26 protein-coding genes are annotated in these 22,810 nt (G+C 36.7%); 14 read left to right on the top strand and 12 right to left on the bottom strand.

Annotated features, from left to right (window positions below):
• Positions 1-67: 67 nt before the first annotated feature.
• The 4 genes from HX129_RS07705 to HX129_RS07690 form a co-directional block, all read right to left on the bottom strand.
• Complete coding sequence (locus tag HX129_RS07705) at positions 68-670, bottom strand: nitroreductase family protein (RefSeq protein WP_286435091.1); 603 nt, start codon at positions 668-670, stop codon at positions 68-70.
• 283 nt (positions 671-953) lie between these two features.
• Positions 954-1,445: a hypothetical protein gene (locus tag HX129_RS07700; protein ID WP_174492654.1), complete on the bottom strand. Its 492-nt coding sequence runs from the start codon at positions 1,443-1,445 to the stop codon at positions 954-956.
• 105 nt (positions 1,446-1,550) lie between these two features.
• Entirely contained in the window at positions 1,551-2,945 is a 1,395-nt protein-coding gene (gene fumC / locus HX129_RS07695) for a class II fumarate hydratase (RefSeq protein WP_286435092.1), read from the bottom strand.
• Positions 2,946-3,093: 148 nt separating this feature from the next.
• Positions 3,094-4,098, bottom strand: coding sequence for an SDR family NAD(P)-dependent oxidoreductase (locus HX129_RS07690; protein ID WP_130073591.1), 1,005 nt, complete (start codon positions 4,096-4,098; stop codon positions 3,094-3,096).
• 70 nt (positions 4,099-4,168) lie between these two features.
• Between HX129_RS07690 and tusD the strand changes: the two genes are divergently transcribed.
• The 4 genes from tusD to HX129_RS07670 are packed head-to-tail and all read left to right on the top strand — an operon-like array spanning position 4,169 to position 5,625.
• Positions 4,169-4,537 (top strand): sulfurtransferase complex subunit TusD, encoded by a 369-nt coding sequence (tusD, locus tag HX129_RS07685; RefSeq protein WP_130073592.1) that lies wholly within the window; start codon positions 4,169-4,171, stop codon positions 4,535-4,537.
• A 43-nt stretch (positions 4,538-4,580) separates the two neighbouring features.
• Complete coding sequence (locus tag HX129_RS07680) at positions 4,581-4,931, top strand: hypothetical protein (RefSeq protein WP_286435093.1); 351 nt, start codon at positions 4,581-4,583, stop codon at positions 4,929-4,931.
• 38 nt (positions 4,932-4,969) lie between these two features.
• Positions 4,970-5,254 (top strand): DsrH/TusB family sulfur metabolism protein, encoded by a 285-nt coding sequence (locus tag HX129_RS07675; RefSeq protein WP_130073594.1) that lies wholly within the window; start codon positions 4,970-4,972, stop codon positions 5,252-5,254.
• Between the two features lie 59 nt (positions 5,255-5,313).
• Positions 5,314-5,625 (top strand): TusE/DsrC/DsvC family sulfur relay protein, encoded by a 312-nt coding sequence (locus HX129_RS07670; RefSeq protein ID WP_130073595.1) that lies wholly within the window; start codon positions 5,314-5,316, stop codon positions 5,623-5,625.
• A gap of 19 nt (positions 5,626-5,644) precedes the next feature.
• Here the strand turns inward: HX129_RS07670 and HX129_RS07665 are convergent, their stop codons facing one another.
• Positions 5,645-6,121, bottom strand: a complete 477-nt coding sequence (locus HX129_RS07665) for a winged helix-turn-helix transcriptional regulator (RefSeq protein ID WP_286435094.1) — start codon at positions 6,119-6,121, stop codon at positions 5,645-5,647.
• A gap of 361 nt (positions 6,122-6,482) precedes the next feature.
• Here HX129_RS07665 and HX129_RS07660 point away from each other — a divergent pair, with 361 nt between their 5' ends.
• Positions 6,483-7,058 carry a LexA family protein gene (locus HX129_RS07660; RefSeq protein WP_286435095.1) on the top strand — a complete coding sequence of 192 codons (576 nt, stop codon included), beginning with the start codon at positions 6,483-6,485 and terminating at the stop codon, positions 7,056-7,058.
• A 49-nt stretch (positions 7,059-7,107) separates the two neighbouring features.
• Here the strand turns inward: HX129_RS07660 and HX129_RS07655 are convergent, their stop codons facing one another.
• Positions 7,108-7,299: a hypothetical protein gene (locus HX129_RS07655; protein ID WP_180045179.1), complete on the bottom strand. Its 192-nt coding sequence runs from the start codon at positions 7,297-7,299 to the stop codon at positions 7,108-7,110.
• A gap of 342 nt (positions 7,300-7,641) precedes the next feature.
• On the opposite strand from HX129_RS07655, the gene HX129_RS07650 reads away from it, so the two are divergent.
• From HX129_RS07650 to HX129_RS07630, 5 genes are all read left to right on the top strand, one after another.
• On the top strand, positions 7,642-9,504 hold the full coding sequence (locus HX129_RS07650; RefSeq protein ID WP_286435096.1) for an ABC transporter ATP-binding protein: 1,863 nt from the start codon (positions 7,642-7,644) through the stop codon (positions 9,502-9,504).
• Positions 9,505-9,954: a MaoC family dehydratase gene (locus HX129_RS07645; protein WP_130073600.1), complete on the top strand. Its 450-nt coding sequence runs from the start codon at positions 9,505-9,507 to the stop codon at positions 9,952-9,954. It begins immediately after the preceding gene.
• A 93-nt stretch (positions 9,955-10,047) separates the two neighbouring features.
• Entirely contained in the window at positions 10,048-11,079 is a 1,032-nt protein-coding gene (locus tag HX129_RS07640; RefSeq protein WP_174492662.1) for an AraC family transcriptional regulator, read from the top strand.
• Positions 11,080-11,157: 78 nt separating this feature from the next.
• Positions 11,158-11,532, top strand: coding sequence for a glycine cleavage system protein GcvH (gene gcvH, locus HX129_RS07635; RefSeq protein WP_180045177.1), 375 nt, complete (start codon positions 11,158-11,160; stop codon positions 11,530-11,532).
• 185 nt (positions 11,533-11,717) lie between these two features.
• Positions 11,718-12,893 carry an MFS transporter gene (locus HX129_RS07630; RefSeq protein WP_130073603.1) on the top strand — a complete coding sequence of 392 codons (1,176 nt, stop codon included), beginning with the start codon at positions 11,718-11,720 and terminating at the stop codon, positions 12,891-12,893.
• A gap of 141 nt (positions 12,894-13,034) precedes the next feature.
• Here the strand turns inward: HX129_RS07630 and ybaK are convergent, their stop codons facing one another.
• Positions 13,035-13,502 (bottom strand): Cys-tRNA(Pro) deacylase, encoded by a 468-nt coding sequence (ybaK, locus tag HX129_RS07625; protein WP_180045175.1) that lies wholly within the window; start codon positions 13,500-13,502, stop codon positions 13,035-13,037.
• A 251-nt stretch (positions 13,503-13,753) separates the two neighbouring features.
• On the opposite strand from ybaK, the gene HX129_RS07620 reads away from it, so the two are divergent.
• Both HX129_RS07620 and HX129_RS07615 read left to right on the top strand, forming a co-directional pair.
• Positions 13,754-14,449 carry a lysophospholipid acyltransferase family protein gene (locus HX129_RS07620; protein WP_130075169.1) on the top strand — a complete coding sequence of 232 codons (696 nt, stop codon included), beginning with the start codon at positions 13,754-13,756 and terminating at the stop codon, positions 14,447-14,449.
• Positions 14,446-15,390, top strand: a complete 945-nt coding sequence (locus tag HX129_RS07615; RefSeq protein ID WP_130075170.1) for a phosphatidate cytidylyltransferase — start codon at positions 14,446-14,448, stop codon at positions 15,388-15,390. The genes HX129_RS07620 and HX129_RS07615 overlap by 4 nt, the downstream gene beginning before the upstream one ends.
• Positions 15,391-15,493: 103 nt before the next feature.
• Here the strand turns inward: HX129_RS07615 and HX129_RS07610 are convergent, their stop codons facing one another.
• The 4 genes from HX129_RS07610 to ftsY all read right to left on the bottom strand — a co-directional run bounded on the left by HX129_RS07610 (position 15,494) and on the right by ftsY (position 19,315).
• A complete protein-coding gene (locus tag HX129_RS07610; RefSeq protein ID WP_286435097.1) occupies positions 15,494-16,171 on the bottom strand; it encodes a YccT family protein in 678 nt (225 codons plus the stop codon).
• A gap of 256 nt (positions 16,172-16,427) precedes the next feature.
• A complete protein-coding gene (locus tag HX129_RS07605; protein WP_171457512.1) occupies positions 16,428-17,024 on the bottom strand; it encodes a nitroreductase family protein in 597 nt (198 codons plus the stop codon).
• A gap of 308 nt (positions 17,025-17,332) precedes the next feature.
• Entirely contained in the window at positions 17,333-18,016 is a 684-nt protein-coding gene (locus HX129_RS07600) for a nitroreductase family protein (RefSeq protein ID WP_286435098.1), read from the bottom strand.
• A gap of 189 nt (positions 18,017-18,205) precedes the next feature.
• Positions 18,206-19,315 carry a signal recognition particle-docking protein FtsY gene (gene ftsY / locus HX129_RS07595; protein ID WP_286436137.1) on the bottom strand — a complete coding sequence of 370 codons (1,110 nt, stop codon included), beginning with the start codon at positions 19,313-19,315 and terminating at the stop codon, positions 18,206-18,208.
• 283 nt (positions 19,316-19,598) lie between these two features.
• Between ftsY and HX129_RS07590 the strand changes: the two genes are divergently transcribed.
• Both HX129_RS07590 and HX129_RS07585 read left to right on the top strand, forming a co-directional pair.
• Entirely contained in the window at positions 19,599-20,921 is a 1,323-nt protein-coding gene (locus HX129_RS07590) for a M16 family metallopeptidase (RefSeq protein WP_286436136.1), read from the top strand.
• Between the two features lie 17 nt (positions 20,922-20,938).
• Complete coding sequence (locus HX129_RS07585; protein ID WP_286435100.1) at positions 20,939-22,459, top strand: M16 family metallopeptidase; 1,521 nt, start codon at positions 20,939-20,941, stop codon at positions 22,457-22,459.
• A gap of 33 nt (positions 22,460-22,492) precedes the next feature.
• Here HX129_RS07585 and HX129_RS07580 read toward each other — a convergent pair whose 3' ends face one another.
• Positions 22,493-22,756, bottom strand: a complete 264-nt coding sequence (locus HX129_RS07580; protein ID WP_286435101.1) for a hypothetical protein — start codon at positions 22,754-22,756, stop codon at positions 22,493-22,495.
• Positions 22,757-22,810 lie beyond the last annotated feature (54 nt).

The raw sequence follows: 22,810 nt of genomic DNA, 5'->3' as shown, positions 1-22,810 counted from the left end.
AATATCATGTATACAAAAGCGAGTGATCAATCACTCGCTTTACTGACAATATAAAAATCAATGAAAACTATTTAAAAACTTTAAAACGTACTTGATCTTCAATATATGTTTTTTCTGTTGCAGGTGCTTCAATAGAACCAAAGACGAATTGTGCGCGCAATTTCCAACTCGCAGGAATATCCCATTCAGTATGAACTTGATCATCTACGATTGGATTATAATGCTGTAAAGAACCACCTAAACCTTCTGTATGCAATGCTGTCCATGTCGCAAACTGAGCAATTGCGGTTGAATGCTCTGACCAAATGGGGAAATTATCTGCATATAATGGAAATTGATCCTGCAAATGTTTCACTACATCCAAATCTTCAAAAAATAAAACCGTTGCAAAACCTGCCTTAAAACTTTCAATACGTGTATCGGTTTTTGTTGCAGCAACTTCATCCACAGCATAGCTACGCAATTTTTCTTTCACCAATTGCCAAAATTTTTCATGTTGTTGATTAAATAAAATAACAGCACGTGAAGACTGGGAGTTAAACGAAGATGGACTTTGCTTGATTGCATTTTGAATTAAGGCAGTTAACTGCTCAGGTGTTTGCTCAACACGGCGTCCAATCGCATAAATTGTTCGTCTATTTTTAATTAAATCTAAAAAATTATTCGACATTATTGAAATTACTTTGGTATTTCCTCGGGGAAATACGAGACCAAACGCTACAATTATTTAGAAAAATTAAACAATCAATATCATCATCATTTGCCTTTTCTAAGGCATTATTAAAACAAAAAATATCTCGAAATACATGGTTAAGCTTATAAAAAATAAGCATATAAATTGCATTTAAAGTATAAAAGCACATAAAAAATGCCAATGCAGTACACAGACTCATTGGCATTTTAAATATTCATCAAACAACAAACGTATATTAAAAATAAGCACACATATTCAGTTAAAATTTAGCATTTAACACATTGGCTTTCACTTGATCCTTCCACAAATCACGCAAAGTCGGTAAATAGAATTTTTCACCAAGCTCAACTAATTCGGCATCAATCAAAGCATGAATCTCATGCATAAATAAATAATCTAACTCAACCGTTGAAAGCTGCTTTTGCGCTTTGGCAAATTCTTTACGTTTAGCTTGGGCTTTTTTCACCAATTGGTCAGCATAGTTTTTATCTTTAAATTGACCAATTGCATTTAAACGCAATTCAATCACACCCCAACCACTGAGGAGCAGCTTAAATGTTGCAAAATCTTGCGTAGTCGATTCCCATGTCATTTTTTCCAAGTCTTCATCTGAAGGAAGCACAGGCAATAACAACTCCATGACACTTGGAAAAATCTTTTTAAAATTCAAAATAAATTTAACAGGATGTTCACCCGGATAATCCTTAAATTGAACATTTTTTTGAACATCCGTCAAATATATATCTAGCATAACCAATCATCAGCAATAAAATTCTAATGCGTATTGTACGCACTTCATTTCTAGATAGAAACTATTGCTGATGATTTCTGTACAGATTGTGATTAGTTATGCTGCTTACTTGGCATTTGGATGCACCATTTTTTCAGGTTGTACCACATCATCAAACTGCTCAGCCGTGACAAGATCCAATTCAACTGCAACCTCTTTTAAAGTTTTACCTTGTTTATAAGCAGTTTTTGCGACTTTCGCTGCATTTTCATAACCAATCACAGGATTTAATGCGGTAACGAGCATCAATGAGTTATATAGGAAATAGTCTATCTTTTCACGATTTGGCTCAATACCGATTGCACAATGCTCATCAAAACTATTACATGCATCACCTAATAGCTGAATCGATTGAATTAAATTAAACGCAATCACAGGCATATAAACATTTAACTCAAAGTTACCTGAGGCACCTGCAAAGTTAATGGTCGTGTCATTCCCCATGACTTGGGCAACCACCATGGTCATGGCTTCACATTGGGTTGGATTAACCTTGCCTGGCATGATACTTGAACCAGGCTCATTTTCAGGAATATGGATTTCACCCAGACCGCAACGTGGACCACTCGCCAACCAACGAATATCATTGGCAATTTTATTTAAACTTGCTGCCAATGTTTTCAGTGCACCTGAGGCAAATACAGCAGCATCTCGCCCAGCCAATGCTTCAAATTTATTTGGATTGGTAACAAACGGTAAACCTGTTAATTGTGCCAATTGTGCTGCGGCTTTCTCTGCATAATCTGGGTGTGCGTTGAGCCCTGTCCCCACAGCCGTACCACCCAGTGGCAACTCATACAACCAAACCAAGGCTTGTTCTAAACGTTTGATACCATTGTCGAGTTGTTGTACATAGCCGCTAAATTCTTGTCCTAAAGTCAACGGCGTTGCATCTTGTAAATGGGTACGTCCAATTTTAACAATATCTTGAAATTCTTGTGATTTTAAGTTGAGTGTATCACGCAAACGCTTAACCGCAGGAATCAATAACTCATTAATGTGTAACGCAGCTGCGACATGAATCGCGGTTGGAAATGAATCATTGGTCGATTGCGCACGGTTAACATGATCATTCGGATGGACAGGTTTTTGTGAGCCTAATGGATTGCCTAATTTTTGGTTGGCAATATTGGCAATGACTTCATTACAGTTCATATTACTTTGCGTACCAGAACCTGTTTGCCACACCACTAAAGGAAATTGACTGTCCCATTGTCCAGAAATGACTTCATTTGCAGCATCCACAATATAATTTGCAAGCTCAGCTGGAATTTGCTTCAGTTCAGCATTGGTCATTGCTGCCGCTTTTTTGACTAAACCCATTGCTTGAATCATAGGACGAGGTAAATGTTCATGACCAATTTTAAAGTTTTGTATACTGCGCTGTGTTTGTGCGCCCCATAGTGCTTCACTTGGGACTTCTACATCGCCCATGGTGTCATGTTCAATACGTGTCTGCATACTCACCTCTTGTCAAACTGAAATAATGGGCATTGAGCGATCAAAGCGTCAATGTCTTGATTTATCTATAATAAGCGGTAAAACCCAAAATGTAAATAATAATCATTATCAAGTAATCAATTCTCTATTTACCCTTTGTACTAACAGCCTAGCCATTGTTCAAGGTATTTTGATAAAACTTCCATTCGTCCTGAATCATGTTTTGCAATGAACGTTTTGCTGCCCATTTTAAAATACTTTCTGCTTTGGTGCTGTTTGAACCTATTTGTGCGAGTTCTTCATATTTATATGCAGCGTCAATCGTTGTAATCTCAGCAGCAGTGACTTCCTGCACACAAGTAATTAAATTTCGAATCGAACTTTGCTCACCCGCAATATCAAAAGCTTCACAAATATTCAATTGGTTTTGCAACCAAAATAAACTGGCATGCACAGCTTCACAAACATCCAACACATGCACAAAACTACGCTCTACAGTACCATCTGTGGTGTTTGCTTGGTCTTGGAGTTCTATAACATCTCGTTGCCCCGCAGCAACTTGCAACAGCATTGGGACAATGTTTTTAGGCAATGGGTTGACAAACTCACCTAATACACCATGTTCAAATGCACCGACAATATTCCCTAAACGTAAAATTGCAATACGCCATTCATTGTCAGTCTTACAGGTATCTTGAATAATCTCTTCAATCATTTGTTGTGATTTGATATAAGGATTTGGATACGAATAGTTAAAATCAAGTTGTTCATTCAATGCTAAGCTGGATTTTCCATACACCGCTAAGCTAGATAAATGCACCAAACTTCGTACCCCTGTACGCTGCATAGAACGTAATAAACTCATGATACAACTTACATTATCATTATAATATTCAAGTGGTTTTAGTTTGGATTCTTCAAGTGATTTAAAACCTGCGGTATGTACTACAGCATCGATTGAATATTGTTCAAATACTTTATTTAATGCGGGCGTGTTTCGAACATCGATTTTTACAAATGGAATATACATTCCTGCAATATATTCAAGGCGTTCTAATGTTTGTAAATTTGCATTGGCTAAGTTATCCACAATGACGACCTCTTGCCCCTGAGCAAGCAAGCTAATCACCACATGCGAGCCTATAAAGCCTAAACCACCAGTCACTAAAATCATTGTATACTACCTATTGTTATCAAGTGTAAATGATGCTGTCTTTATCATCTAATCTTCAAGTGAAGTTTCAATGAGTACTTTATTACTAATTACCTCTGCACCTACCTCTATTCATGCTTGGCATGCCTTAGGTTTAGCACAAGCACTACATGCAAAAAAGCAAGAATTTCGTGTCTTCTTCTATCAAGATGGTGTATCCGTTGCGAATCAATTGCAATGGTTCCCCGATGATCAACGAAATGTGTGCAGTGAATGGCAGAAATTAGCAATCCGTTTACCTGTCTGCGTGAGTGCTGCACTAGCACGTGGCATCACAGATCTAGAAAATGCCAAGCGACATCAAATCTCAACACATAATCTTGCTGAAGGCTTTGAGTTGGTCGGTCTAGGTGAACTTGCTGATGCAGTTGAGTCCTGTGACCGTCTACTTCAATTCTAGGATGTTATTATTATTTAAGTGTTGCAATTCAAAGGTAAATTGTGTGAAAACTGTACTTGTTATTTTAACCCAAACCAACCTCACCTCCTTGCAGATCAATGAAAGTATTGCTGCGACCATGGTGCTTGCAACTTTTGGCAGCAAAGTCAAAGTCTTACTACAAAATGGTGCGCTCAGTTTACTAAAATCTGAACAGATCTTTGATCAAGTGAAACATGCGTTTAAACTTGCTTCTAACATGTTGGATAGTTTTGAGTTTTACGATTTAACTCCTATTTTAGTAGAAAATAAGGATAAAAACTCAATTTTTGTTACGCAATCACAACAGGAAATTGAATTTATTGATTTAAATCCCCAATTTATTCAAGATTTTAATCATGTGTTGTATTGGTAATAAACGCTACTATTCAGTTTAAAAATGAGAAATTAAACATGTCACAACACACTTTATTTTTAATCCAATCGGAATTTGGCAAAACTTCTGCCTGTTTAGAACAGTGGGCAAGCATGTCAAACGCAAACGATGCAGTGGTACTGATGGGGGATGCGATTTTGTTCGTTCAAGATGCACGTATACAACAACACACTACCGTATATGTACTTGAAACAGATTTGGATTTGCTTGCAACACCATTGAGTCAAAATGTGCAAACTCTTACTTATGCTACTTTTGCCGACTTAGTTTTAGACTTTAAACGTTGCATCAGTTTAAAATAATCTATTTCTCCCAATCAAAATGAGTGAACTCATTTTCGCTTAGACAGTTAGGCTATTTTATGAATTTAGAACTCGATCAAGATGGTCACTTAGTCGATTATACAATTTGGAATGAAGATGTTGCACAACAACTGGCACAAAGTCTAAATTTAGAATTAACCGCTTGGCATTTTGAAGTTTTACAAGCAGTACGTCAGTTTTATCACCAATTTGGACATTCTCCTGCGACACGCCCTTTAATTAAATTTTTAATGAAAAGTGTCAGCGCTGACATCAACAATGCTCTACTACAAGACAAATTTCAAACGGGTTTGGTTGCACGCCATTTAAGTCGTTTGGCAGGTATTCCTAAACCTGCAAATTGTTTGTAATCATGATTTACTCGTCACTTTAAGCCTGTTTCTTGATCATTTTTTGCATAAAATCCAGATTAAAAACAGGTTTAATCTGCTGTGCGTCTAATAACACACCACAATCTGAACAAACCAAAACAGGTTTAAGCACCTGCTGACATGGACGATGTACAAAATGCACGATCGGTTCATGTGCGATATCCATCCATTGATTTGACCAATCCGCCATCGTCAACAAGACTGGATAAAGTGCTCGCCCTTTTTCAGTCAAACAATATTCAAAACGCTGCTGGCGATCCTTATAAGGCGTTTTTACCAATACCTGATGCTCGACCAAACGCTTTAAACGTGCTGATAAGATATGGCGTGTAAGCCCCAAGTTTTGCTGAAAATCATCAAAACGGCGCATTCCCATAAATGCATTACGAATAATCAAAAAAGTCCAACGATCACCAATCACCGATAAAGTACGTGCAATTGGGCAAGGCTGCTCACCAATTTCATCCCATTTCATGAATGACTCAATTTTTTTAGCTGAGTATTTACTGTAATGATCTCATGCTCTTTTTAAAAGTAAAATTTCAGCTTGAACAGGGTTATTTCAGTACCATCTGCTTTATTTTTATTACTCATTTGTACTCTAAGCACCCTATCTTAAGATAATCCAACATGAGTTTCACATTGATTTTTATCATAAAAAATAAAGTAAAAATATAATGTAATGACATTGTATGACATATATCTGTACAAAATTATGAAAAATTCATTTTAAATGTTTTTTATATATCTTATTGAAAATCAATATTTTTTAAATTTGATATTCAGAATTGATCAAGATAGACTTTGGCAAGACTGAGTTAATTAAGAATAAAGACATGACGAATTTAAGTAATTTGAGTACGACGAGTGAAGTAAAAAATGCACAAACTTCTACAGAAGAAACTGAAATTGTTCATGTGCCAAAATCTCAGGTCAATGAAGTAAAACAATATTTAACGAACAAAGCACAAAAACAAAAAGTACGTGAAGTCGCATCTATTGCTATTTTTGAATGTAAAAGCACAGCATCTATTCCACTAGCACAAAACAAAATTGCAGCTGGCTTACCTTCTCCTGTGCAGGACTACACAGAACAATCGATTGACTTTAACGAATATTTAATCAGAAACCCCAATACAACCTTTGTGGTCAAAGTGGCTTCTTTATCCATGCTAGGCGCAGGCATCGATGTTGATGATGATTTGATTGTAGACCGTAGTATCGAAGCAAAAAATCGTAATATTGTTGTGGCTTTGGTCGATAATGATTTTACTGTAAAGCGCCTTATGATCGAGGGTGATCGTAGATGGTTACAAGCAGAAAATCCTGAATTTCCTGATATTCATTTTCAAGATGGTCAAGAAATGGTAATTTGGGGCGTGGTGACGCGAGTCATTAAGAATCTAAAATAAAATGCAGTTAATCCAGTCGTTATGTCGTTATATAAACACATACGTGGCATTATAAAAACTTACGCATTTGTCGGTCTCTTTGATTCAGTCCTAAAATCTTTTTACGATTTTGAATGTCTACTTCCGAGTATGGCAAATGCTGACGCAATTCTTGCATGGACAATGCATTGTGTTCAATCAAGAAGCAATCTTGCTCTGTTGTCCATGAATTCCGCTGTGTTTGAATGTTCGATTTCTTCATAGCATGATATTTAAAGATCTTTATTCAGAAATTAGATTGTGCTGCTATATTTTCTGCTTAAATCATCATCAAAGCAACTATTGTATTCTGCATTTACATAGCATGCCCCGAGATAAAGGCATTTTTTATCTCACATTTTTTTGCATCGCTTCTGATATTATTCTTTTTATAGTGTAAATTTTCAAAAGCCTTTATCATTGATTTAAAATTGCAATCTACACATGTTATTCTCATGATGTTTACACAAAAACTTATCGTATTTTGATCTTCCTATGCATATAAATATATGTATTTATACAACAAACTCAATTTCCTACAGACTTATGGACGCCACTTTTTTGTATGAATAGCTTCTTAAAATGGTTTGAAACACGTGTTGATCCTTATCCGAATGAAGGGCTAAATGAACCGTTACCCAAAACTTTTTTTGCCTTTGTTTGGCAGTCCGCTTATGGTGTCAAAAAGTATTTGGTTTTATTGATTTTATTCACTGCTGCGACAGCCAGTTTTGAAGCTATTTTTTTCTCGCAAATTGGGCATCTTGTGGATTGGTTAACGCAGTCTACACCTAAAAATTTTATTCAAAATCATAAGAATAATCTGATTATTTTATCCTTGATCTTATTTGCCAATATTTTCTTTGCTAATATGCAGTCGATTATTCGACATCAAGTTCTATATAGCAGCTTTCCAATGCGATTGCGTTGGCGCTTTCATAACTTATTGTTACGTCAGGGTTTAGACTTTTTCCACAATGATTTTGCGGGTCGCTTATCTGCTAAAGTCATGCAAACAGCATTGGCTGTGCGTGAGTTCTGGGTCATTTTGGGTGATATGGTGACTTATGTCATTATTTACTTCATTACCATCAGTATTGTGTTAGGCGCAATCTCCCCCATTTTATTGATTCCACTCTTGATTTGGTTAGGTTTGTTTATTACTGCCGCATGCTATTTTATTCCACGTTTAGGGGCAATTTCTAAAGCCCAAGCCGATACACGTGCAGAAATGACTGGACGTGTAACCGATGCCTATACCAATATTCAAACAGTGAAACTGTTCGCGCATGCAGGTCGTGAAAGTGAATATGCCAAAGCCTCGATGCAAAAATTTATGGTTACCGTATTTCACCAAATGCGCTTAGGTTCAATGTATGAGATCTGCATTAACTTACTGACTTTTGTACTGTTCTTTGGGGTATTGGGTACTGCTATTTGGTTGTGGTTAGAAGGCTTAGCTGCGATTGGGGTCATTGCTGCGACCACAGCAATGATTTTAAAACTCAACAGTATGGCTGAGTTTATGATGTGGCAAACTTCGATGTTGTTTGAAAATATTGGCACCATCCAAGATGGTATGAATACATTAGGCAAGCCGATTCATATCCAAGATAAAGCAGATGCCAAAGCGCTAAACATTCAACGAGGTCAAATCAAGTTTGAAGATGTGAGCTTTGCATATAATAATAAAAACGTGATTGATCATTTTAATTTAGACATTAAACCAGGTGAAAAGATTGGTATTGTTGGGCGTTCTGGTGCAGGAAAATCTACACTGATTCAGCTCCTTTTACACTTTTATAGCCTCAACCATGGTCGAATTTCCATTGATGGACAAGACATTGAAGATGTCACACAAGATAGCCTGAGAAAAAGCATTGCTTTGGTGACCCAAGATACTTCCCTTTTACATCGTACTGTGGCTGAAAATATTAAATATGGTCGCCCTGATGCGACTGATGAGGAAATGTTTGAAGCGGTCAGAAAAGCCAAAGCCGCAGAATTTATTCCTCAACTATCAGACCTTCGTGGACGTACAGGTTACGACGCTTATGTCGGTGAACGAGGTGTTAAATTATCTGGTGGTCAACGCCAACGTATTGCTATTGCACGGGTATTTTTAAAAGATGCTCCGATTTTAATTTTAGATGAAGCAACCAGTGCTTTAGACTCTGAAGTTGAAGCAGCAATTCAGTCCAGTTTAGATGATTTGATGCAAAATAAAACCGTGATCGCTATTGCCCATCGTTTATCAACGATTGCGCAAATGGACAGATTAATCGTTTTAGATCAAGGTAAAATCGTTGAACAAGGCACACATGAAGATTTAATTCGCCAAAATGGCATTTATGCCAATTTATGGCAAAGACAAACAGGCGGTTTTTTGGTAGAACAACAAGGTATGAAAGAAAAGGATGATGAATAAATGTTGTATTTAGAAGATCTGAATGTAGGGGATCAATTTAAAAGCCGAGAATATGAAGTTAGTTTGGATGAAGTTTTAGATTTTGCCCATAAATATGATCCTCAAATTTTTCATACAGATCCAGAAAAAGCGGTTGAACACCCAATCTTTAAAGGCTTAGCAGCAAGCGGCTGGCATACTTCTGCGATCGTCATGCGACTTTGGACAGAATGTTTTCCTGTCGCTTATGGCTTGATCGGCTCAGACTCTAATTTACGTTGGCCACGCCCAACGCGCGTAGGTGATAAAATATCAGTTGAAGTGGAAATTGTTTCTATCACTCCATCAAAAACTAAACCTGATCGTGGTATTGTGAGTTACATCACTCAAGCAAAAAATCAAAATGGCGATGTTTTACTGATTTCGACAACTAAAATTGTTGTTTTTAATCGAGATTTTCAAAACAATTAAAAGCTATTTTTTGTCTTACAATTTTTATGGTTTTTGATTAGAATCATGACAATATGCAACTTAAACACATATGTTGAGAGCAACGGATAGCATATGAAGAACACTTCAGCTCGCCAAGATCAGGGAATTCCTGGTGTTTATGGACTTTTATTACTCGATATTGTTTCGAGATGGGGCTACAGTGCCGAAACTTTTTTTGCGCCATTCCCTTTTAATAGCGAACAATTGGCTGAACCAGACTTTCGTATTCCAACGACAATTGCGAATGAATTGGTTAAACATGCTTTAAAACTCACGGGTGAAAGTACGCTTGGCTATCAAATTGGTACACAAATGCGTATTTCCATTCATGGTTTTATTGGTTATGCGATCATGACTGCCAATGATATTACTGACGCATTGGTCTTAGCCAATCGTTTTATTCAACTGCGTATGCCATTTTTACAATTGTATTTTTCTACTTTTGGCGAAAAAGCCACCTTACAATTGCAATGTGATATTGATATTGAACCATTAAGAACCGAAATTTTAATGGGTTTAACCTTTGGGATTATGACGATGGCACGTGCCTTAACGGGTATAGATGATCTCAAAGGCGATATCGACTTCGATTTTTCTAAACCTGAAGGTTTTGATAAATATATCGATAAACTCCAAGGTCGTTATCAAATGCGCTTTGAGCAGCCTCACTTGATTGCCAGCTTTGATAAATCTTATCTTGGTTTGAAAATGGTCAATGCAGATCCGATTGCCAGTCAAATTGCGATTAACCAATGTGAAGCTGAACTGTCTGCCATTGGGGAACGCCGTCGTTTGTCGATGCGTGTACGTGATATTTTGACGCATTCTGAACAGCATTATTTAAGTATTGAAAATGTTGCTGAACGCTTACATATGTCTGATCGAACATTAAAACGTCAACTCGCTGCAGAAGGGACATCCTTTTCAACGCTAGTGGATGAAGTGCGTTATCGACATGCAACCTCGTTACTGTCAAGAACAGACTATACGCTTGAACAAATTGCAGATGAGCTAGGTTATAGTGATGTCGCCAATTTTAGTCGTGCTTTTAAACGTTGGAGTGGACGTAGCCCAAGCAATTGGCGCAAAGACCCATATCTATAGCACTTTTAAATCTTTTGTTTTTTAACAAAAACCTGTATAACACGTAGAAAAATAAAGTGAAACTTTTAAGGAGTGAGCATGAATCATCCTGCTGAATTAAAGTACGCAGCAACACATGAATGGGTACGAATCGAAGGTGATCTCGTTGTTACAGGTATTTCTGATCATGCACAAGATGCGCTTGGCGATTTGGTCTATGTTGAAATTCCTGAGGTTGGTCGTCCAGTCACTGCAGGTGAAGCCGTTGGTGTGGTTGAATCAGTGAAAACTGCATCTGATATTCATGCACCCATTTCAGGAACTGTGGTTGAAATCAATCCTGCACTTGAAGATGATCCTGATTTTGTTAATGACGACCCTTATGGTAAAGGTTGGATTTATAAAATTAAAGCAGATCATCTGAGCGATGTTGAAAAACTGCTTAGCAATTCAGATTATGAAGCAGGTTTATAAAATAAACTCTGCCATACAATGAAATACTATTGCTTAAATAAAAAAGGAATCGGCTACGATTCCTTTTTTATTTAATACGATCTTTACACTATACTCTGTTGCCTAATTGTATTAAAATTAACCATATTTTTCTCCATAAAAGACTTTTTAGCTCTTTTACGCCTCTCCCAACATTCAGGTTATTTATGTCAACTGTAAATGCACAACATTTATGGAATAAATCCTTTATTCTTTGTTTAGCCAATAATTTATTTTTATTTATCTTTTATTTTGCCCAAACCACCATTTTACCCATTTATATTTTAAATGATTTAGGTGGCAGCTTGACTCAAGCAGGTTTGGCAATCACTTTATTTATGGTCTCCTCCATCGCCGTCCGACCATTTAGTGGACTGATTATTGAAAAATTAGGGCGTAAAAAAACATTATATATTTCTGAAACTTTATTTTGTTTATTTGCAGTCTCTTATTTACTTGCTGACAATTTCACTATCTTGATGATTATTCGCTTTTTACATGGAATTTGGTTCAGTATATTAACGACTGTCACAGTTCCGATTGTGAATGATTTTATTCCAGAAAAACGAAAAGGCGAAGGCATGGGATATTTTGTCATGTCAGTCAATTTGGGAATTGTGCTTGGCCCCCTGATTGGCTTAACTTTGATCCAATCAATTTCCTATTTAACTATAACTGCCATTTTAGCGGTAATTATTTGTCTAGGTTTTGCCTTATGCTTTTTTATTCCAATTCAGCAAAACCAAGCTGTAGCGCTTAAAGTTGAAAATAAAAAACTCAATATTAACCATTTTGTTGAAAAAAAGGCAATTTCTGTGTCTGTGATGGCAATGATCACTTCATTTTCCTACGCAAGCATTATGTCGTTTATTTCCACCTTTGCCGAAGCAAAACACCTACTCGCTTATGCCAGTGCATTTTTTGTGGTTTTTGCAATTTCGATGATGAGCCTACGCCCAATCACAGGAAAAATTTACGACCGTAAAGGTGCAAGTTATGTGATTTATCCTGCGATTGCATTATTTGCAGTCGGTTTAGCCATGTTAAGCCAAGTTGAAAATGTCACAGGCTTTCTTTTTGCCGCAGTACTGATTGGCATGGGCTTTGGTTCCGCCCAACCTTGCTTACAGACACTCGCGATTCAACGCTCGCCAAGAGATCGAATTGGGCATGCGACCTCAACCTTTTTTACCTGCTATGACATTGGTATTGCTGTCGGTTCAATCTTACTCGGCATGATTATTGCGCATTTTGATTATAGTTTTGCTTATTTACTGTGTGCCATAATCACAGCGTGTAGCTTGCTATTTTATAAGTTCGTGGTCAATCGAAAAACGGCTTAAATTAATATACAATCTATAATTTTCAGTCACTTAAAGCCGCACCATGCGGCTTTTGAGCCTAATCTTAATCTCAACTAAAATTTCAGATCAATATGATCAAAAAATAGTCCTAAATATAAATAAAGATATTCAATAAAAGTTTTATTCATCCACAATATCTGCAAAATGAGCAGCTAAAACCTGAGCCAAATCATTGGGATTCACACCGATATCTAACCCTCTTTTCCCCCCACTGACATATATTTTTTTTAATGTTTTTGCACTTTCACAAATTACTGTTTTTAAGCGCTTTTTTTGACCAACAGGACTAATTCCTCCGACCAAATATCCTGTTAAACGCTCTGCATCTTTTGGATCTGCCATATGCAGTTTTTTCGCACCAAACGCAGTTGCAACTTTTTTTAAATTCAGTTGGTGACTTACAGGTAACACAGCAACAAAATAGTTTTTATCATCTGTTACCATCAGTGTTTTGAATACTTCTTCGACATTTAAAGCTAATTTTTCTGCCGCTTCTAATCCAAAACTTTTCGCATTCACATCATGTTCATATTCATGAATTGAAAATTCGATTTTATTTGATTTTAAAACTTTACATGCGGGTGTCATGATCAAATATTCTATAAAAAATAATAAAGTATTATATGACATTCACATAAATATGTTAAATTTGCTTAGGCTATTTATCTCATAACAACGCTCATCTATTTCTTATTATGGATGATTTCCAATCTGCTCATAACATTTATAAAAACTGAATATCAATTTAAATGACAAATAACTTTACTCACCATATGATCTCTTGTTTTAATGGATTTCATATTTAACTTATTTTTTACAATAACAATTTTGGTTTTATTATGACGCAAATTACACCGCAGGATAATAATCAAAGATCTTTGCCCACAACACCAAGTGCTTCAAACTATCTTGCTCGCTTCATCTCTTTTTTAACACGGCGTGGTGCTCGATTACTCACAGGTGCTCGTAGCTTATGGATAGGTTGCCAACCCGAAGAATCCAAACAACGTATTTATTATGCCAATCATAATAGTCATATTGACTTTATTTTATTGTGGTCATCCTTACCTACCCCCATACGCAGAAAGACTAAACCTGTAGCAGCCTCTGACTATTGGTTAAAAGATGGGATCCGCCGTTTTCTCATTCATAATACTTTCAACGGCGTCACTATTCAGCGAAATCGTGAAAATAATCAAGACCCATTACAGCCCATTAAGGATGCCTTAGAACAAGGCTATTCTATTATTTTCTTTCCTGAAGGCACGCGTAACCTCAATGATGATGTTGAGTTATTGACATTTAAAAGTGGTCTATACAATTTACATCATGCTTTTCCTGAGGTTGAAATCGTTCCTGTATGGATTTCAAATCTAAGACGTGTCATGCCCAAAGGTGCATTTGTGCCTTTGCCTTTATTATCTACAGTATGTTTTGGCTGTCCGCTTAATGAGCATATTGAAATGAATAAAGCCGAATTTTTAGCATATGCACAACAAGAACTCCTAAAATTAAAAGAGGTTGAAAACCAATGACCTTAGATAACTTAGAGCAAACTTATGTATTATTTGGTATTTTTGCAGCCATTTTAATTTTCGCATCCACTGTCGGTTTTATTTTAAAACAACGTGCAGGAACTACAGCCTCTCCTGTAATTGACAATTTAAATGCACGAATCAATGCATGGTGGGTCATGCTGATCGTCATTGGAGCTGCTATTCTGCTCGGAAAAACAGCCTTTATTATTCTTTTTGGCATTATTTCTTTATTTGCATTACGTGAATTTATCAGTTTATTACCCACGCGGCGTGGTGATTACTTCCCCTTACTGATCGCTTTTTATTTTGTCATTCCTTATCAATACTATTTAATTTATACCGATTGGTACGGCTTGTATTCAATTTTCATTCCCCTTTATGTCTTTTTACTGATTCCAATTGCCAGTTTAAAACAGGAAGATACCACGCATTTTTTAGAACGAAGTGCAAAAATTCAGTGGGGTTTGATGGTCAGTGTGTTTTGTATTTCCCATGTACCTGCTTTACTCAACCTAAAACTGCCTGGCTTTGATGGGGAGAAAATTTGGCTTGCAATTTGGCTGATCATGGTGGTGCAAGCCTCTGATGTTTTACAATATGTTTGTGGAAAATTATTTGGAAAACACAAAGTTGCACCGATCCTCTCACCATCTAAAACCATTGAAGGTTTAGTCGGAGGCATTGTACTGGCAACAGGTTTAGGTGTTTTAATGAATTGGCTTACACCTTTCACTTATTTACAAGCTGCTTTGATCGGTTTGATTGTCTGTATTTTTGGCTTCTTTGGTGGTTTGGTGATGTCTGCAATCAAGCGTGATCGTGGGGTCAAAGACTGGGGACAATTGATTCATGGGCATGGTGGTATGTTAGACCGCATTGATTCAATCTGTTTTTCAGCACCTATTTTCTTTCATATTTTACGCTATTGGTGGAGCTAAGAATTTAGGTTTTACACCACATAATGTAGCAATCACATAAAAAAGGATGGAGAAATATCGCTATTTCCCCTCCTTTTTTCATGTCGTATAGGTTGTTGACCTATTATTGTTCAGCCACCCAACTCATAAAACGTTGACGTTCTGCTTTTGATGCTCTTTGCCAGATCTGAATCATTTGTTGATCTGCACCGTTGGCTGTATTTAAATCAACTGATGTATTGGGTGTTGCGGTTGTATTGCCCCCAGCGGCAGACTGCTGTGTATTGGCATAAACAGGAGCTGGTTGATTTTCAGATTTTTTTGAGGTTGTTAAATCAAATACTCGACCAAAAACACCACCCGATAACCAAGGTTTCGCTTCATTATTTGCACCTGTTTGCTGCACAATCATTTGATTATTTTGATCATACAAAGCAATTGTAGGTTGTTCAGCATATTTCTTGGCTGCATCAAAATCTTTGGGCGCATTCACTAAATTTAATTTATAGCTCTGACCCTCTTGTAAGTTAGGTGCCGTAATCGTAATAACACCCGATTTTAAAATATCATGTTCATTATTTAAATGTTCAAAATACTGCTGATAACGCACACTGATTGCGGTTTGACCCGCATTGACTTTATATTCATTTTTCTTAGTTCTAAAAATACCTGTATTGACTTCTTGATCATTTACAGCCAAAACAACAATTTCTTCAGGTGCGGTAATGGTGACTGCTGCAAATGCTGACGCATTCATGATAAGACCTAAACCCATTACACTTGCTGCCAATTTAAATCGCATAGGTATTTCTCAAATATCAATAAACTTTAAAATTGAATGCACTATGCTATGTGTGCATGACATTTTTATGACAATTTGTTTTTAAACCCAAAGTTTACAAGTAATTTGAAGAAATTTATCACTTTTTATAAGCTTCAAAAAAATTAAAAAAATCTAAATATTGTTATTTTTACATCAAATAATGTGTATATCTACGGTACTTTATACAAGCTAAAAACAAAAGAGCGCCTAAGCGCCCTTGTATTTAATAAACTGATTAGTTAAATGTTTTAAAACGTTCAGCATCATCCATAAATGCTTTTTCGCCAGCAGGTGCTTCTACCGAACCAAAGACCAATTGAGCACGAAGTTTCCAGTTGCTAGGAACATTAAAGGTTTGTGCCACTTCTTCATCTACAATTGGATTGTAATGTTGTAATGATGCACCTAAACCAGCTTCTGAAAGCGCAGTCCATGTTGCAAATTGTGCAATTCCTGTTGAATGCTCTGACCAAATTGGAAAATTATCTGCATACAGTGCAAATTGTTCTTGCAGGCTTTTTACCACATCTTGATCTTCATAAAACAAGACTGTGCCATAACCAGCGATAAAGCTATTAATTTTCTGGCTTGTCCCTTCAAATGCTTCTGCAGGTACAATTTTACGTAACGTTTCTAACACAATTGTCCAAAATTTTACGTGTGAATCACCAAATAATGTCACTGCACGTGAAGTTTGTGAGTTAAATGCAGATGGGCTAAGTTTAATGGCTTGCTTAATGATATCTTCAATTTTTGAATTATCCAAAGTCACATTTTTGCCAATTGCATAAATACTACGGCGTTGTTTGATTTGATCTAAAAATGACATTATCGTAATCCTCAATATTTCTTTGACCCTATGGTCGTGTTCTTAAGATAAGCTAAGTGTATTACATTCAAAAAATCTTCGTTAGTGGTATCTATATGACATACTGTTGCATAAATAGAACAATATCTAAAAATCAATGCTTTAAATATGTCAACATCCTAGCTAAGACACAGACTGATCCATTCAATCATCAATCAGTGTAATTATTATGACCTAGCTTCCATGCGCATGATGAATATCGAATAAAAATAGCCTTTCTTTACGCTTTAATCCTATAAAATGTCAAATTTTTTATAAAAGCTTATATACATTTATGAAAATACTCGAAAAATCACTTGATCATCCTCATAGCTTTTAGCATCTGCTGGCGTCATGATTGAGCCAAAAGTCATTTGTGCTTTTAATTGCCAATGTGAGGGTAAGTCATAATATTGCAAAATTTCATCATTTATATTGGCATTATAATGATGTAAAGCCGCCCCTAAATTTAAACTTGCCAATAATCCCCACACTGCAAACTGCACCATACCTAAACTTTGTTCTGACCATACTTCAAAGTCATTTGCTTGTAATGGTCTTAATTTTTGTAGTTTTTGTATGACATCAAGATCTTGAAAATACAAAATCGTCCCATATGCAGCCATGCTTTCGTCTATTTTTAATGCCATGCCCTCATAAGCTTTTTCATGCATGTATTTTTTTTGGATTTCTTTGACCATTGCCCAAAACTGTGCATGTGATTTTTGCAGCAAAATAACCACACGTGTACTTTGACAATTCAACACTGAAGGACAGCAATATACTGTTTCTTTAATTAAAGACACTAAGTCATCTTGTGGATAAGCGACCTTTTTACCTAAATGATAAATACTACGTCGCTTACGTAGTTCTTCTAGAAAATTGCATTCATCCTTTTGATTTTCCTTTCGTTTAAAAAGTATATCTTTGGATAAATCCGTTGCTAACACCTGACCGATTTTAGACAAAATTGTCAATTTGTATTCCCCCTAAAAAATGAATAAAAAACCATATTTTTTTTAGGTATTTTAGCTTTAATTGCATGTATTTGTATATTTAAGCAAGGTTCTAACGCCTATTTTTACAGCATAAAATCATTTAAAAACAAAAAACTCCGTGGATAACGGAGTTTTTTGTTTATTTATTCCACATTGTAGCTAGATTCATTATTTTTCAGTTTCAAATAATGCTGCCACAAATGATTTTGCAGAGAATGGGCGTAAGTCATCAATTTTTTCACCGACACCAATAAAACGAATCGGTACATGTGTACGGCTTGCGATATTAAACAACACACCACCTTTGGCAGTACCATCGAGTTTAGTAATGGTTAAGCCTGTTAAGCCCACGGCTTCATCAAACATTTCCACTTGATTAATGGCATTTTGTCCCGTACCCGCATCGACAACCAACATGACTTCATGTGGCGCAGTTGCATCAATTTTTTGCATCACACGTTTCACTTTGGTTAACTCAGTCATCAAGTTACTTTTGTTATGTAAACGTCCTGCTGTATCTGCAATCAATACATCCACACCTTTAGCACGAGCACTTTCAAAAGCATCGAAAATCACAGATGCACTATCTGCTCCATGCCCTTGTGCAACCACTTGGATATTGTTACGCTCACCCCAAATTTGTAATTGCTCTGTCGCTGCCGCACGGAAAGTATCACCCGCAGCCAACATCACTTTCTTACCTTCACCCTGCAAACGTTTAGCCAGTTTACCAATAGTAGTGGTTTTACCTACCCCATTTACCCCAACCACTAAAATCACAAATGGATTTTTATTCGGGTCAATATGTAAAGGTTTGACACGCGGTGCAAGTAATGCCACCAACTCTTCTTGTAAAGCCTTATATAATGAATGTGAATAAATTAAATCACCACGTTCTGTACGCTCAGTCAGATTAGCAATAATCGTCTTGGTTGCTTCAACACCAATATCTGAAACTAAAAGCTGTTCTTCAACTTCTTCAAGCAATTCATCATCAATTTCTTTACCACCGATGAGAATATTCACCATACCGTCTGCAAGGTTTTTACGGGTTTTAGTTAAACCCTCCTTCATACGGCTAAAAAAACCACCTTTCGTTTGCTGTTCTGACTGTTGTTCATCTGTCACAGCCGTATCTGCTACTGGCGCTTGTACAACCGGTGTTTCTATAATTTTATTTTCAACGATGGGCACATCAACGGTGGGTAAACTCGGTAATGTGACATCATCATCACCAATTTCCGCATCAATCAAGAATTTATTGTGCTGTTCTTGCATGCCGATTCCTTGAAAAGCATCATGTTAAAAAAGAAAGAGTTTAGCACAGATTGTCCTATTGATAAGCGTTTAAGACACTTTTAAATATATGCTTAAGGTATTTGTGCTGATGCTGATGCAAATCAACTAAAATGCAACATTTCAATATTGATTTAAAAAATATTTTTCTAAAGAATGGTTTATGTATTTAACACGTTTGGGGTAGGTAGTGCTGAAAATCAAAAAAAATCCTCACTCTATTTTTTCAACTTTATCTCATGTCGTACTTTTAAGTGGATTTTTCTTGACGACTTGTCACATTCCCACAGCATTTGCTGAAACACAAAGTCAATTAGCACGTACAACCGTGGAAACAACTTTAAATAATGGTCTAAAAGTCATTATTCGAGAAGACCATCGTGCGCCGATTGTGATGACACAGATTTGGTATGCAGTAGGCAGTAGTGATGAATTTGGCAATGTACTCGGCATATCACATGTCTTAGAACACATGATGTTTAAAGGCACACAAAAAGTGCCCGATGATGAATTTACACGTCTGAGTCGTATTTATGGTGGGCGGATCAATGCTGCAACATTTACCAATTATACTAATTATTATCAGCTTTACCCTAAAAAGTATTTTCCATTGGCTTTAGAACTTGAAGCCGATCGCATGCAAAACCTCGTCCTACGTCAACAAGATTTTGAACCTGAAATCAAAGTCGTTATGGAGGAACGCCGTCAACGTACCGATGATAATCCGCGTAATTTAGCATACGAACGTTTTAAATGGATTGCCTACCCTACGAGTCACCACCGCCAACCTGTAATTGGCTATATGAAAAATCTACAGAATATTCAACTTGATGATTTAAAAAAATGGTACAAAACGTGGTATACGCCTAACAATGCGACCTTGGTGATTGTTGGCGATGTCAACGCAGAACAAGCACTCAAACAAGTCGAAAAATATTTTTCCGCCATTAGTCAAAAAACAACACCTGACCGCAATGATGTGCTTGAATTTGACCGTTTAGGGTATCGTCATATGGAGTTGTCACTCCCTGTACAGGTTCCAAACTTATTTATGGCATGGAATGTTCGCTCCCTTGCCACCGCCAAAAATCCACAAGATGCTTATGCACTCACGATTATTCAATCTTTACTCGATGGCGGAATCTCTGCCCGTCTGCAAGACCGATTGATTCGTGATAAAAAATTGTTGACTGCCATTAGTGTAAGTTACGACCCCTACAATCGTGGGGATAGCTTATTTATTATTTCCGCCTTACCTTCTGAAAATGTTTCACTGACCGAAGCACAAGCTGCTATCGAAAAAGAAATGAATTTATTTAAAACCGAATTGGTCAATCAAACCGAGTTAGCACGTGTGAAAAACAATTTTGTCTCTAATTTAATCTATAGCCAAGATGATATTATTGGGCAAGCAAATATGATTGGCAATTTAGAGGTAAATGGCTTGAGTTACCGCCTGATGGATGAGTTAGCCCAACATTATGAAAAAGTGACTCCACAAGATTTACAACGGATTGCCAATATTTATTTTGTTCGCGATAATTTAAGTACCTTGTACTTAAGCCCCGAATCAAATAACAAAAAATAGAGAATCAGGAGCTTTCAGTGCAAATATCGCAATTTATTGTATTACTAAGCACACTACTTTGTTCTAACCTGAGCTTAGCTGAGTTTGATCATGACGCCTCGCAAAACATCGAAGAATTACCCAATGCCACCCCTTTAAAATCACTCAGCTCTTTGCAAAGCTTAAAAAATTTAAGTCAGCAAAAAAGCTATGAAGCACCTTTTGTACAACAACTCAATAACGCTCATAAGGTCCGCACACTCTTTGTTGCTGTGCAAGATCTTCCGATTGTAGACATCCAACTGACCTTCAATGCAGGATCTGCCCAAGACGAAAATATTGCCAAAGGCTTGAATGGACTGTCCAATATGGCAGCACGGCTGATGACTGAGGGTACAGATCAATATACTGCAAAACAAATCGCCAGTATTTTCGACGGTTTAGGTGCAAAATTTAGTGTCAACGCATACCGTGATATGTTTACAGTTCGAATGCGTGTATTGTCTGATCCGCAAAAACTCAACCCCGCAATCGAGATGATGTTACATGTTCTCAATCATGCGACTTTTAATAATAGTGGACTCAATTTAGTTTTAAATAATACAAAAATTGGACAAAAACAAATCCAAGAAAATCCAAATCGGCTAATGAATATCCGTTTCTATCGTGCAATCTATGGGAAGCATCCATACGCAGAACCGAGTGTGGGAACAAATGGCAGTATTCAAAAAATTACGCCTGAATTATTGGTTCAATTTCGTAAACAACTTTTAGTCGCACAAAATATGAATATTGCAATCACAGGCAATCTAAGCACAGAACAAGCGACCCAATTAGGCAACCTAATCACACAAAATTTAGCACAGGGTGAAAAAGCAGCCGAACTGCCCGAACCTCTAGATCAAACTGATTTTAATATTCAATATATTCCCTATCAATCGACCCAAGCCCATATTATGATGGGGCATCTTGGCATTAGGCGTGAAGATCCTGATCGTATTGCACTCGAAGTTGCCAATCAAATGTTTGGTGGAAATGGCTTTAACTCGGTTTTAATGAAAGAATTACGTGTAAAGCGCGGCTATACTTATGGTGCATATAGCACATTGTCTTCTACTCAAGCGCGTGGATTATTTAGTTTGAGTTATAGCACACAACAAGACCAAATGATGGAAAGTATTCGTGTCACACATCAAGCACTCATCGATTTTGTACGACAACCGATTCAGCGCAAAGTACTAGAAGAAACCAAAGAAGGAATGCTACGTTCATTTCCAATGACTTTTAGCAGCAATGCCAATATCAATGCACAATTGGCAGCGATTGCTTTTTACCATTTACCAAGCAATTACCTGTCAGAATATCAACAACAACTCAGTCAAATAACAGCCAAACAAGTCCAAACTGCATTACAAACACATATTCGGGCAGATCGTTTAACCTTGGTCATTGTCGCCAATCAGCTTGATGCAGTGGCTTTAAAGACCATGCTCAATGCAAATTTAGGCATTCATACACCTTTAAAATCTGAAAAAAGCACAGAAAATTTGAGCAAATAACCATCAATTTACTATAAAAGTCTATTTAAGACATCATTCATCCTCAATGGCCATTGCAGGATATTCTTTTACACGATGCGATTCATAAGCATATGCACGCATGAGCCTAAAATATTCATGCGTAGCAATTTGTGGTTGAAGCCGTAAATGCTGAGCACGAGCTTGTGTGTGAGGATAACCTTCTTGTAGAGAAAGCTGGGCAACCTGTTGATATTTTTCAACATTAATTGGGCGGAATAAAGCGTAAGTTGAAATCACTAAAATAAAGACCACAACTGCCATAATTGCCATTTTCAAAAAAAACTCTAAGTTTATATGGGATTTAAAATGTAAAATTTGATCTTTTGATAT

Source organism: Acinetobacter sp. 251-1 (assembly GCF_030329305.1).
GTDB lineage: Bacteria > Pseudomonadota > Gammaproteobacteria > Pseudomonadales > Moraxellaceae > Acinetobacter > Acinetobacter piscicola_A.
Note: the sequence above shows the minus strand (reverse complement) of the source record. Positions and strands in the feature narration are given on the sequence as shown.